Source organism: Flavobacterium saccharophilum, assembly GCF_900142735.1.
Classification (GTDB): domain Bacteria; phylum Bacteroidota; class Bacteroidia; order Flavobacteriales; family Flavobacteriaceae; genus Flavobacterium; species Flavobacterium saccharophilum.
Genome location: NZ_FRBY01000004.1, coordinates 430,506 through 443,510, shown reverse-complemented (window position 1 = coordinate 443,510; position 13,005 = coordinate 430,506). Strand labels below are relative to the sequence as shown.

Below are 13,005 nucleotides of genomic sequence, written 5' to 3'. Positions count from 1 at the left end.
GTTTTAATCTAAAGAATTAAGGCTAAACATATATTGCTAAGTTTTAAACCTGATCAATTTCCTTCTATCAAGCTTAATTCTGTAAAAATCAAAATTAATCTTGTAAAAGAAAAACAGCTTAAAGAGCTTAATTTTAACCCTCTAACAATTGCACATCAATAAAAAAATAGAATTATGGAAACAGCAACAACATCTCAAAAAAAAGTTTCTAATTCAGGAACTTCAAAACTTAAAACAAACGTTTCAGCGCTGGAAAGATTTTTAATGGTGACCAGCGGCGGTTATCTTTTGTATAAAGGATTATCCAAAGAAGACAAAAATATCACACAAATAGGTTCAGGAGGCGCAATGCTTTTACGCGGACTGTCAGGATATTGCCCGGTGTATGATGCTGTAGATCATCTTAAAAACGATAAGGCATCAAATGTAAATATTCGAGTTAACAGTATTATTAATAAACCTATAAGTGAGGTCTATAATTTTTGGCGTGACTTCGAAAATTTTCCGAAATTCATGAACCATCTTGAAGCTGTAAAACCGCTAACTTACACTACCTCGAAATGGACTGCGAAAGGACCGGCTGGAATAGGTAAAATAACCTGGAATGCTGAAATCATAAAAGATGAAAAAGAAAGATTAATCAGTTGGAATTCTCTTCCGGAATCTTCCATAAAAAATGCGGGAAAAGTTGTTTTCAGACCAAGTGGAAAAAATACAGAAATCATTGTAACTATTTCTTATCACGCACCGCTGGGAGTTGCTGGAGAAAGCGCTGCAAAATTGCTTAATCCGTATTTTGAAAAACTGGTAAAAGATGATATACTCAATTTCAAAACCTATATAGAATCTGTTTAACTGATTTCAAATACATAAAAAAAACTAAACCTGTAAGGAGAGATTCTTTACAGGTTTTTTCCCTTTTGTTATTATAATTTTAAGATATACATTGAACACAATGGAGAATAATAAAAAAATGATCAACGAACAAATGTCAAATGAGAGAACCTTTCTTTCATGGGTGCGAACAGGCATCGGAATAATGGTTTTTGGCTTTGTAATCGTAAAATTTTCATTATTTGTAAATCAATTACCAGCCAGTTTTTTTCAGGAAGCCAATATTCCTAAAAATGGTTTAACTATAATTATTGGTATAGCATTAGTCTTTACAGGTGCCAGTACCATTTTTTTATCGTATTGGAAATACAGACAAACGCACAAACTGCTGCAAAAAGGCGAATACTTATATTCTACCTTATTAATAACGGTGCTGACCGTTGTTATTTTTCTAATGAGTATTATAATAATTGCTTATTTAATTATGGCTGCTTACCCTTTTTCTTCTTAAAAAACAGCTAACATATAACTGTAAAAACCTGATAATAATACAATTGCAAATAAAAATCTTATAAGTTACTTCTGTTTTTGATTAATAGATTTGTAAATATTAATTATAAAATCTTATTATTATGAATACTTCAAACCACAGAAACAGCAGAGCAGATAATGAAGGGATTACTTCTGAAACAATGGAGAGCAAAGATCCGGCAGTTAATCAGCATCAGAATAATTACAAAGACAGAGAGCCTTATAACACTGATCATTCAGACGGACAAAATCTCGATGATAACGATGATATTAATCTTCAAAAAAACAGCAATCGAACTATTGATGCTGAAAGAGATTTAAGCGACAAAAATGATCCGGATAGAAGAACGTTGGACGAATACAGTGCCAATCAAGCAGAACCGGATGAGGAAGAAGAGGAAGAAGAATAAGCATTTTTATGCTATTCAAATTCTTAAAGTAAAAAAGGGATTGTCTCATGAATGAAACAATCCCTTTTTTTTGATTTAAAGTTACTTAGAACTTAAATGTTATATTAGCAGTAACTCGTGTTGGGTTTTGAGCTGCAAGTCTGTAAGACCAATATTTTTCATTTGTTAAGTTGTCCACCTTAAGGCCAATTCTATATTTTGGCTGATCATAAAAAAGCGAAGCATCCAAAACAGTATAAGAAGGAATCGAAAATTTGAAAGTTGTTGTGTTTGTCTGATAATATTCGCTTCCGTAAATACCTCCAAAACCAATTCCTAAACCTTGTGCCCTACCTGTAACTAGCCTATAACTTGCCCATAAGTTGGCTGTTTGCGGAGAACCTGCCGTTGTTGGTCGTAATCCCTGAACACTTGCGTTACTCTTTTCGTATTTACTATCATTGTACGTATAACCTGCCACGATATTTAATCCCGAAATTGGGTTGGCAATCAGTTCGGCTTCAAAACCTCTGCTGACCTGAGTTCCATCCTGAATTGAAAAGTTTGCATGATCCGGATCGTCACGTGTTATATTTGTTACGGCAATGTCATAATAACTTAATGTAGCTGATATTTTACTAAGGTCAAATTTAAAACCACCTTCCCATTGATTGGCCTGATTTGGTTTGAAAGTATTACCCTCAAAATCTGAACCTGAAACATTGCTAAAACCATTCATGTAGTTACCAAAAGCCGCAATTTTGTCTTTCACAATTTGGTACACTACTCCAAATTTTGGAGAGAAAGCGGTTTGATTGTAATTTCCGGCAATAGAATCTTTGCTAGGATAATAGGTTCCATGATTTTCATATTTATCCAAACGAATTCCACCCATTACTAATAATTTATCGGTTACATTTAAAACATCAGAAACGTAGGCGCTGTAGGTATCTTCGTCATTAGATACAAAATTATTAAAAGTAGCACCTGCAAACATTGGCTGTACTTTTTGAATATTAAAATTGTTATAAGCGTCACCAGGCTTTTTATAATCCATTGCCGGCATATTGACAATGGCATCGTTTCGTGTAGCACGCAGGCTGTAAAAATCAAGACCGGCTACTACTCTGTTTTTAAGTTTGCCAATATTGAATTTTCCAATAAAATTTTGCTGAATATCCGTTCCATAAAAAGGTGACTCCTGATAGGTTACCTGTTGTCTTAATGTTGTAGGTGATCTCATTTGCAAAGCCACCACATAACCATCAGAAGATGATCTTGTTCTTGACAAAATAGTTTGAGAATCCCAACTATCTGACATTTTATATTTTAACTGTGCAAAAATGTTGTATTGTTGACTCGTGTAATTAATAGTATTGTTAGCAAAAGATAATTTATAAGGCATATCAAGTTCCTCAATACTGCTTTCCGTGTTTGCTACAACAAAAGGTGCAAGTCTGGTTGGTGAAGTTGCTTTGTACATACTGAATTCTATATCAATTAAAAGGCTCAACCTGTCATTGATTGCATAAGAGAAACTTGGAGCAATTGAGAAGTTTTTATTGAATCCGGCATCCTGAAAACTTCTTTCACTATGTAAGGCTGTATTGATTCTTAACAAAGCTGTTTTATCTTCGTTTAAAGGAGTATTCACATCAAAAGTCAGACGGTTCAGATCCCAACTTGCTGCAGAATATGAAACTTCCCCTTTAAAACTATCAAAAGGTTTTTTAGTTACACGATTAAATAATCCACCAAATGATGACAACGTACTTCCAAAAAGTGTTGCTGATGGTCCTTTGATGACCTCAATACGCTCTAAATTTGAAGGATCAATTGTAGTGTAAGTAAAACTTCCAACACCGTTTCTAACTACCTGAGGAGTTGGAAAACCCCTTGAAATTGAAGTCGTACGTCCCTGATTTCTTACTTCTGCAATACCAGCACCGGGAACATTTTTAAAAGCACTATTATAGTCTGTTACTACTTGCTCCTTCATTAATTCCTTACTTACTACAATATAAACCTGAGAGTTATCGATGTTTTTTAAAGGCATCTTGGCAACGTCAAAACTTTCTTTTTTGGCAAAACGATTTCCTCCGGTACGAATTACCACATCTTCCAGATTTTGAATGGAAGAATTTACTTTGATGTCAATTGAAACCGTTGGATTTAGCTCTGTAATCTCGGTACTTTCCAGAGATGATTCATAACCAGACATGGTAACTTCCAACGTATATTTTCCGAATGGTACTTTTTTAAATTCGAAATTTCCAGCCGAATTGGTTACTGCGTTTTTATTAATCTCTATTAGTTTAACAATTACACCCTGACTGGCATTTCCGTCATTGGTAATTACGCTACCTGAAATTGAACCGGTTGCAGTTGTTTGTCCCTGTACACTGGAATTAAACAACAAAAACATCAAAATTAATGCTGATCTCAAAGATAAACCTGCTATTCTTTTATTTAGTACTTGTATATAATCTGAAATTGAAAGTATTGCTGTCCTCATATTTATACTTATTTAAACTGATTCTAAATTGAGCGCAAAAGAACAATATATTTCTAAATATATCAACAGCAAATTGCTATTTTTTCAAAATAAATTCGGCTCTCCATTTTAACTGAATTACTACCTAAACGACTTAATTTGTCGAAATTGTTATTTGGAATGTTTCTAAAATACATCTACATTTGCGCAGCTTGTTTGAAAAACTTTTCAAAAAACAGCCTCTAATTTTAGTATACGCTTTATAAAATGAATCAGAAACAAATTAAAAATATAGCACGCCAGGTCCATTTATGGTTAGGTTTGGCAACCGGAATAATTGTTTTTATAATTAGTATTACTGGCTGTATTTATGTTTTTGAGGAAGAATTAAGAGGCTTGAGCAAAAAAGAAGAATTACTTGTACCAATTCAGGAAAAGAACTTTGCAGGCGTTGAGAAAATTGTCCTCAATTTTCAAAAAGCAGAACCCGATCAAAAAATCACTTCAATCAAAGTAGATCAAAAAGTTTCTAATGCTGCTGTCGAACTTTCTACAAAAAAGAAAACATATTATTTTAATCCTTATGATGGTACTTTAATTTCGACTGGCACTCAGGATTGGTTAACTACGGTCAGAAAGCTTCATACTTCTTTGCTTTTGGGCGATACTGGAAGTTTTATTCAGAAATGGTCTGTAGTCATTTTCACTTTGATGTTACTAACCGGAATTATATTATGGTTTCCAGGTCGCATAAAAGCAATAAAACAAGCTTTGACGATTAAATGGAAAGGAACATTTAAACGCGTTAATTACGATTTACATAATGTATTAGGCTTCTATGCTTCTTTCTTTCTGCTTGTTATTGCTCTTACCGGTTTATTTTTTGCTTTTAAAGGCGTAAAAAATGCAGCTGCATTCTTAACCGGAAGTGAAGTTACAGAAGGCATAAAAGTAGAATCAAAAGCAATTATTAAAGAAGAGCCATTGGCCGTACTTTATAATCGAATTTACACAACTGCGATACAACAATATCCGGGAGCCAATACAGTAACCCTGTCTATAAGAAAAGACGGAGGTCTTAGATTGAGAATGTTATATCCGTATGAATGGTCCAGAAAACAAAATACTTTTTTCTTTGATGCTTCAACGGGTCAATTGCTTCGTTATAAATTATATAAGGATTTTAATACTGTTGATATTATCGAAGCTAGTAATTATGATCTTCATACCGGAAGATTTTTTGGCCTTTTTGGGAAAATCATTGCGTTCTTAGCCAGTTTAATTGCAGCCAGTTTACCTGTAACCGGATTTATTATTTGGTTGAAAAAGAAGAAAAAGAAGAAAAAAAACGCAGCTAAACGCAGTTTAGTTTAAGCCTATAAAGACAAAGAGGAGCCACAACCAGGGCTCCTCTTTCATTTTTTATTCTATTGAAAAGAAATTATTTCTTTAAATCGAATCGATCCAGATTCATTACCTTATTCCATGTGGCAACAAAGTCCTTTACAAATTTCTCCTGCGCATCGCTGCTAGCGTAAACTTCTGCAAGCGCTCTTAATTCTGCATTAGATCCAAAAACAAGATCGGCACGGGTACCAATCCATTTTGGCTGACCAGTTGAGCGATCGTTTCCTGTATAAAGTTCTTTATCGTTAGAAACCGCTTGCCACTGTGTATTCATATCCAGTAAGTTTACAAAGAAATCATTGGTAAGCTGACCCGGACGATTGGTAAATACTCCATTTTTAGAGCCGTCCGCATTGATATCCAAAACACGTAATCCACCTAAAAGTACAGTCAATTCTGGTGCGGTAAGCGTTAATAAATGGGCTTTGTCAATAAGTAATTCTTCAGTAGCAACAGCTGATTTTGTTCTTCTGTAATTACGGAATCCATCTGTTTTAGGTTCTAAGAACCCAACAGATTCAACATCTGTTTGCTCTGCAGAGGCATCCATACGTCCCGGACTAAAAGGTACAGTAACAGAGCTTCCGGCAGCTGCAGCCGCTTTCTCCACTCCTGCTGATCCTGCTAAAACAATTAAATCTGCCAGCGAAACTTTTTTTCCACCACCCTGAGCTGCATTAAATTCGGCCTGAATACTTTCCAGTTTATCTAAAACAATTTTAAGCTGAGCCGGATTATTTACTGCCCAGTCTTTTTGAGGAGCCAGTCTTATACGTGCTCCATTAGCACCTCCACGTTTATCAGATCCTCTAAAAGTAGAAGCTGAAGCCCATGCAGTTGAAACTAATTGAGAAATACTTAATCCTGAATTCAGAATTTTTCCTTTTAATTGCTCAATATCATTCGCATTTATAAGTTCGTGATTTACAGCAGGAATAGGATCTTGCCATATCAACTCTTCCTTCGGAACATCGGCTCCTAAATAAAGCGAAACAGGTCCCATATCGCGATGTGTCAATTTAAACCAGGCGCGAGAAAAGGCATCTGCAAACTGGTCTGGATTTTCAAGAAAACGTCGGGATATTTTTTCGTACTCAGGATCTAATCGTAATGATAAATCTGTTGTAAGCATTGTTGGTAAATGCTTTTTAGAACTATCAAAAGCGTCCGGAATAATAGGTTCTGCATTTTTGGCTACCCATTGATGTGCACCAGCAGGGCTTTTAGAAAGTTCCCATTCAAAACCAAATAAGTTTTCGAAGAAGTTATTGCTCCATTGTGTTGGTGTTTTTGTCCAGGTTACTTCAAGTCCGCTTGTAATAGCATCTCCACCTTTACCAGAACCGTAGCTATTTTTCCATCCAAAACCTTGTAATTCTAAACCTGCGGCTTCCGGTTCTTCTGCTACGTGATCAGAAGAAGCAGCTCCGTGTGTTTTACCAAATGTATGTCCACCTGCAATTAACGCTACTGTTTCTTCGTCGTTCATAGCCATACGACCAAAAGTATCTCTGATATCTTTGGCAGCAGCAATAGGATCCGGATTACCGTCTGGTCCTTCCGGGTTTACATATATAAGTCCCATTTGCACAGCGGCAAGTGGTTTTTCTAAATTTCTTGAATGGATATCACCATCTGCATTATCATCAGATGAAACAACGCCATGATCTTTCGGTACACCTTCAGAACCGTCTTTATAACGTTCATCTCCACCTAACCATGTAGTTTCAGAACCCCAATAAACAGCTTCGTCTGGTTCCCAAACATCGGCTCTTCCTCCGGCAAAACCAAAAGTTTTAAAGCCCATAGATTCTAAGGCGATATTTCCTGTCAGGATCATCAAATCGGCCCAGGAAATTTTTCTACCGTATTTTTGCTTTATAGGCCATAATAATCTTCTGGCTTTGTCAAGACTCACGTTATCCGGCCAGCTGTTAAGTGGGGCAAAACGTTGTTGTCCTGCACCTGCGCCACCACGACCATCTTCTACTCTGTACGTTCCCGCACTATGCCATGCCATTCTTATAAATAAACCTCCGTAATGACCAAAATCTGCCGGCCACCATTCTTGCGAATCAGTCATAAGTACATGTAAGTCCTTTTTTACTGCTTCAAGATCAAGACTTTTAAAGGCTTCTGCGTAATTAAAATTTTCACCCATTGGGTCTGAAAGCGAAGAATTTTGTCTCAGAATATTTACCTTTAATTGTTTTGGCCACCAGTCACGATTTTTTGTGCCTGTAGCTGCTACTTTGTCCATGCTCCCGTTATGAAAAGGGCATTTGCTAATGTCATTTGATTGGTTGTCCATAATTACAATTTTATTTTTTGTTTTAATCTTAATCGATTTATTATCAGACTAATTTACAAACAAAATAAAAAAGTAAAGCAAAAGATGCATATTAAATTAATTTACCACAATAGATAAAAGCTATCAAAGTAGATAAATTCAATTATATTATTATATAGCACAATCATGTAAATCAAAACATTACATGTTGAATTTTGTCTCTTATTTTAAGGAAGATTTTTAAAGAATTTTAAGGAAGAAATAATGTTAATTATATAAGGACAGCCTTTAAGTTTGTAAAAATGATTTTCAAAAAACTATTTAAATTTGATTAATAATAAATCATTGTAAATCTTGAAATGTAATTTACTTCCTTGTTGTCATAATGTTTTTTCATGCTGATATTTACAGAACGACAACCTGGAAGTATTTTATAAGATTAAAAATCCTAGCATTGGCCCGCTGAACACAATTCGTCAAGATCACAAGCTGACAAGTCTATCGTTTTTAAAAAACTTTTCACCTTATTTTTTGCTTCCTGATTGGTTCCCATAAAGAATATTTCGTTTCCGTTTTGGCTTTGACATTTCGATAAAATAAGTTCAGGTTCCAGTACATGAAAAATTTTAACCAGATGTGCACTAGGCAATTGTGCACTTATAATTTCACTTGAAGATTTTACCTCTCCAATTGGCGATAAATAACTTTCTGTACTAAAAAAAGGATTATTGGTGTGTACCAGTATCTTTTCTGACATATCTGGCAGACCGTCAAAAAATCCATTAAGTTCTTCACGAGGAACAAATAGTACAATCATCTTTGCTTTTACTGCTTTATCTTTAGCGACCAATTTTACTTTGTCTCCCATTCTTGCTGCGATCGGCCTTAAACTTTCAATACATCTAGGATGACTGAGTAATACTTCATGTCCCGATTTTGCTGCTCTGGTAGCAATATCCAAAGTCATATTGCAAGCTCCTATAATACCTATTTTCATAATCTTTTTTTATTAATCTCATCTTGATAAAAATTCGGGGTATTACCATTTTTTACCAAAATTCAAGACTGTGGTTTCGGGCAAATATAGCCTTATCAACCATTTATGATTACAAGAATCTGTCTCAATAAACCTACAAGTGTGTAGATTTAAAACTACAAATTCAAAATAATGAATAATGTTTGCTAAGTTTGTGTGTGTCTAAAACCAGTCCGATGTCAAAAATGACGTTGCTTATATCCCTTCGCTATTGTTACTTTTTATTATTGCTAACAGCAGTTAAAGCAACTTGTCAGGAAAATTACACAGCAAGATGGTATACTGCAGACAACAATGAATTACCTCAAAGTAGTGTAAAAGCGATTGTACAGGGTAAGTACAATTTTATCTGGATTACGACTGAAAATGGTCTTGTTCGTTACGATGGTCATACTTTCCTTACTTTTAATTCTTCTAATACTGATTTAAAGGAATGTCGTTTTACTGAAATTTTAGGAAACGTACAAAAAGACAGTCTGTACTGTTTTAATACAGAAAAAAAAGAGCTTGTTCTTATTAATCAGAGGACGATTAAAATAATCAAAAAAGGAAGTCCTGCCTATAACATTACCAGAAATGGTCAACGGTTCTTTTATCATGACGGATTACCTTCTCATAATACAATCAATCCCCGTGAGGCTTATTATATTAGAATGCCCAATGGCAATCTTTTTTTTGTTGATACCGAAAAAGTAGAATTATGCGATGCTAAAAAAAAGACCATCTATAAAATTGCCTACAAAAGCGAGAATATTTTTAAATTCTTCGCACTGAATGACAAACTTTACTACGTCAAAAATAATGGTGATTATGATAGTTTTTCTGATACTGGAAAATCCTCAGGAAAACTAAACTCCCCACTTTTTAATACTAAACAAAAACGATACTGGAACATAACTGCAAACCAGGTATTTTTTTATTCAAAAAATAAAATTTATCTCTTAACAAATGAAAAAGGACGGTTATCAGCAGTTCCTTTAGTAAACTTTGCAGAGTTTGAGAAAAGCAATATTATTTCTATTTTTTATGATAAGAAAAGCCAAAAACTATATTTAGGAAGTTATACAAATGGTTTGTGTATTATCACCTTTCCTGCTTTTAAAACGATAAAAAAAGATATACATAAGTCAGCAGAAATCTATTATGCCGCTTTACCTTATACAGATAGTACAATTGTTACCGCTGAAGGTTTAATCTTCAATAATAAGAAAGTTCTGGACAGTATTCCTTTTCTGAAAAGCATGGAGCTCAATGAACATATATCTATTGCCAAAGATGATGAGAATAATTTATGGGTTGGAAGGCGTAACGGAGTTCATTGCTATTTAAAGAAATCAGATTATAAAACACATATTAGTTATGATTTAAAACAGTGCCCGAAAACCATCTTTAAAGACGACAATAATACGATTTGGATTAGCCTTCAAAAGGATGAATACAATCATGCAAAATTATACTGTATCAGAAATAAAGTACTCAAGCTTATAAAAATTCTAAAATTTAATATCACTTATATTGCACAATACGACTACAATACACTTTATTTTGGAACAGAAAAAGGTCTTTTTAAATATAAAATTGATACAGGAACTTTTTCAATTGTAAAGAAAAGTGAGCGACTAAACATTAGAAGTATTTTTATTGACAGCGAAAAAAAAATATGGATAACGACTTATGAAAAAGGTTTTTTCCTTTATTCAGATGGTGTATTGTCAACTTTTCCAATAGATGAAGATAACTACCTAAATTCTGCACATTGTTTAATCGAAGATAAAAAAGGTTTTTTCTGGATTCCTACTAACAAAGGTCTTTTTCAGGTATCCAGAATGGCATTATTAAAATATGCCAAGAACAAGAGTACACCAATATATTATCATCTATACAATAAAGAGGATGGTTTTTTAACGAATGAATTTAACGGAGGCTGCCAGCCTTGTGGAAACATTCTTCAAAATGATCAAATCGCTTTACCGTCTATGAATGGTATTGTGTTTTTTAATCCTTATAAAATAAAAACTTTACTTCCTAATAGAAAATTTTATATTGATAAGGTCATTGTAGATCAGAAGTCTTTTTTTCCAAAAGATACGATTGTATTAAAAAATAATTTTCAAAGGGTAAGCTTCTTAATTGCTTATCCGTATTATGGGAATCCTGAAAATATACATCTCGAAGCCAAGCTTGATAAAGGAACTTATAGTCGATGGGAAAAAATAAGATCCGAGAAATCCATATCCTTTACCACATTACCTCCAGGAGAATACACTCTTACAATCAGAGGATTATCTAGTTTTGAAGGGAATTACGTTTATAAAAAAGTTACACTGATAGTTCCGGCAATGTTTCATCAAACCGTCTGGTTTACGATTCTTTGTTATTTGTTGGTCGTACTATTTTTGTTTTTTATGTGGCATTTAAGGTTGTATTATATAAAATTAAAGAATGTAATGCTTAAAGAGGTTATTGAAAAAAAAACCAAAAAACTAGCCAAAACAGTAAACAAATTAAAAGCTACAGAAAAGAACCTAAAGCAGGAAATCAAGCAACAAGAGACTTTAGTAAAAAGCATTAGCCATGATATAAAAAGTCCTTTAAAATTTCTGATGGCTTCACTAAATCATTTGTCTGATAATATAAATATTCAACAAGATGAAAAACTAAAAAGACAAATAGAAACAATACAATTATCGTCAGATCAACTATATGAATATGTTGAAAACCTAATTAAATATTCGACGATATTTATAGAAGGAAGAAAGCTTGAAGACAAAGGGTATTCTTTACATGATTTAATTGAAGAAAAAATTCAGATTTTTGAAAAAATAGCGGCATCAGAAAATACAGTTATTATCAATAAAGTTCCACAAGATTTTTTCATCAAAACAAATAAAAAGGCATTATCAATTATCATTCATAATCTATTGGATAACGCTACAAAAAACACAAATAACGGGGAAATAGAATTGCAATGTGCCACAAAAGATAATATGTTATCACTAATAATTATGGATAATGGAAAAGGAATGAGTAAGGAACTCATTGATTATTATCTTGATTTTTACAAAAACCCAATTGTAAAAAATTATCATCTGGGACTTCACATGATTATAGAACTTCTTATTATCATCAAAGGAGATATTAATATTTCGAGTTCGATTAATGAAGGCACCATTATTGAAATTATAGTCGAGTATACCTAAGATTCAAAAGTTTTGTAAATATTAATAAGTTCAACCAGGTTATTGATTTTCAGCTTTTCGAACACTCTGGCTTTATAGGTACTTACTGTAGACATGTGAATGTCCAGCATATTCGAGATTTCAAGATTACCATTACCGTTTATTAGCAATTGTGCGATTTGAAGCTCTCTTTTAGACAAGACTTCTAACGGATTTATCACCTTTTTACTTGTCCTTGCATCGACCAGCTTCGTAAGCAGTTCAGCAGAAATGTAAGTCGACGATTCAAAAATAGAGTTAATGGCAAACATCATTTTTTCTTCGCTTGAAAGTTTGTTCAGATATCCATTAGCACCGGCAGAAATATATTTTACAGCATATTGCTCTTCTTCATGGGCAGAGAAAATAAGAATCTTGACTGCAGACTGAATCGCTCTCAAATCAGTAATCATCTCTGTACTTTTTCCTCCTGGAATATTGATATCCAAAATAATCAAATCAAAAGAATCTTCTTTTAACAGTGCAATCGCATCAAAGAAATTTTCGGCATTTGAGATTTTTACATCTTCAATTTGCTTTTCTAAAACCATGGCAACCCCATTTCGGACTACTAAATGATCATCAACTATTAAAATTTTCTTAGCCATAATTAATTAAGTTAATACAAAAATAAATTATTTAGCTATTCAAACTAGTTTATTGCAACAGTATTTAATAATTCTAAGCCTGACGCTTAATACTATCTCTTCTTAGAACGTTAAAAAACTAATTATTTCTTTCTGCATAGCCAAAATTACAGGTGTAAATAAAATAAACACAATATTTTTTTATACAATTGATATTCA

At 33.4% G+C, this 13,005-nt stretch carries 9 protein-coding genes; 5 read left to right on the top strand and 4 right to left on the bottom strand.

From position 1 onward, the window contains the following. Positions 1 to 174 precede the first annotated feature (174 nt). From BUA98_RS15035 to BUA98_RS15025, 3 genes are all read left to right on the top strand, one after another. Entirely contained in the window at positions 175 to 855 is a 681-nt protein-coding gene (locus tag BUA98_RS15035) for an SRPBCC family protein (RefSeq protein ID WP_072973863.1), read from the top strand. A 100-nt stretch (positions 856 to 955) separates the two neighbouring features. Continuing rightward, positions 956 to 1,345, top strand: coding sequence for a YidH family protein (locus tag BUA98_RS15030; protein WP_072973861.1), 390 nt, complete (start codon positions 956 to 958; stop codon positions 1,343 to 1,345). A gap of 121 nt (positions 1,346 to 1,466) precedes the next feature. Next, the gene (locus BUA98_RS15025) at positions 1,467 to 1,775 is read left to right on the top strand and encodes a hypothetical protein (RefSeq protein WP_072973860.1); all 309 of its coding nucleotides are present in this window, start codon (positions 1,467 to 1,469) and stop codon (positions 1,773 to 1,775) included. An 85-nt stretch (positions 1,776 to 1,860) separates the two neighbouring features. Here BUA98_RS15025 and BUA98_RS15020 read toward each other — a convergent pair whose 3' ends face one another. Beyond that, complete coding sequence (locus tag BUA98_RS15020) at positions 1,861 to 4,269, bottom strand: TonB-dependent receptor (RefSeq protein ID WP_086065343.1); 2,409 nt, start codon at positions 4,267 to 4,269, stop codon at positions 1,861 to 1,863. 246 nt (positions 4,270 to 4,515) lie between these two features. Here BUA98_RS15020 and BUA98_RS15015 point away from each other — a divergent pair, with 246 nt between their 5' ends. Continuing rightward, positions 4,516 to 5,622 (top strand): PepSY-associated TM helix domain-containing protein, encoded by a 1,107-nt coding sequence (locus BUA98_RS15015; RefSeq protein WP_072973858.1) that lies wholly within the window; start codon positions 4,516 to 4,518, stop codon positions 5,620 to 5,622. Between the two features lie 67 nt (positions 5,623 to 5,689). On the opposite strand, the gene katG is transcribed toward BUA98_RS15015, so the two are convergent. Together katG and BUA98_RS15005 are read right to left on the bottom strand one after the other, a co-directional pair. Beyond that, positions 5,690 to 7,966, bottom strand: coding sequence for a catalase/peroxidase HPI (gene katG, locus BUA98_RS15010; RefSeq protein WP_072973857.1), 2,277 nt, complete (start codon positions 7,964 to 7,966; stop codon positions 5,690 to 5,692). A gap of 427 nt (positions 7,967 to 8,393) precedes the next feature. Continuing rightward, entirely contained in the window at positions 8,394 to 8,942 is a 549-nt protein-coding gene (locus BUA98_RS15005) for an NAD(P)-binding domain-containing protein (RefSeq protein ID WP_072973855.1), read from the bottom strand. Between the two features lie 215 nt (positions 8,943 to 9,157). Here BUA98_RS15005 and BUA98_RS15000 point away from each other — a divergent pair, with 215 nt between their 5' ends. Beyond that, the gene (locus tag BUA98_RS15000; protein WP_072973853.1) at positions 9,158 to 12,181 is read left to right on the top strand and encodes a ligand-binding sensor domain-containing protein; all 3,024 of its coding nucleotides are present in this window, start codon (positions 9,158 to 9,160) and stop codon (positions 12,179 to 12,181) included. Here the strand turns inward: BUA98_RS15000 and BUA98_RS14995 are convergent. Beyond that, positions 12,178 to 12,807: a response regulator gene (locus tag BUA98_RS14995; RefSeq protein WP_072973851.1), complete on the bottom strand. Its 630-nt coding sequence runs from the start codon at positions 12,805 to 12,807 to the stop codon at positions 12,178 to 12,180. The two genes, BUA98_RS15000 and BUA98_RS14995, sit on opposite strands and share 4 nt — an antisense overlap. Between the last annotated feature and the right edge of the window lie 198 nt (positions 12,808 to 13,005).

What these genes read in the sequence shown, in the direction of transcription:
- BUA98_RS15025 (WP_072973860.1), top strand. Translation starts at nt 1,467, where the DNA reads ATGAATACTTCAAACCACAGAAACAGCAGAGCAGATAATGAAGGGATT.
- BUA98_RS15030 (WP_072973861.1), top strand. Translation starts at nt 956, where the DNA reads ATGGAGAATAATAAAAAAATGATCAACGAACAAATGTCAAATGAGAGA.
- BUA98_RS15015 (WP_072973858.1), top strand. Translation starts at nt 4,516, where the DNA reads ATGAATCAGAAACAAATTAAAAATATAGCACGCCAGGTCCATTTATGG.
- BUA98_RS15000 (WP_072973853.1), top strand. Translation starts at nt 9,158, where the DNA reads ATGTCAAAAATGACGTTGCTTATATCCCTTCGCTATTGTTACTTTTTA.
- BUA98_RS14995 (WP_072973851.1), bottom strand. Translation starts at nt 12,807, where the DNA reads ATGGCTAAGAAAATTTTAATAGTTGATGATCATTTAGTAGTCCGAAAT.
- katG (WP_072973857.1), bottom strand. Translation starts at nt 7,966, where the DNA reads ATGGACAACCAATCAAATGACATTAGCAAATGCCCTTTTCATAACGGG.
- BUA98_RS15005 (WP_072973855.1), bottom strand. Translation starts at nt 8,942, where the DNA reads ATGAAAATAGGTATTATAGGAGCTTGCAATATGACTTTGGATATTGCT.
- BUA98_RS15020 (WP_086065343.1), bottom strand. Translation starts at nt 4,269, where the DNA reads ATGAGGACAGCAATACTTTCAATTTCAGATTATATACAAGTACTAAAT.
- BUA98_RS15035 (WP_072973863.1), top strand. Translation starts at nt 175, where the DNA reads ATGGAAACAGCAACAACATCTCAAAAAAAAGTTTCTAATTCAGGAACT.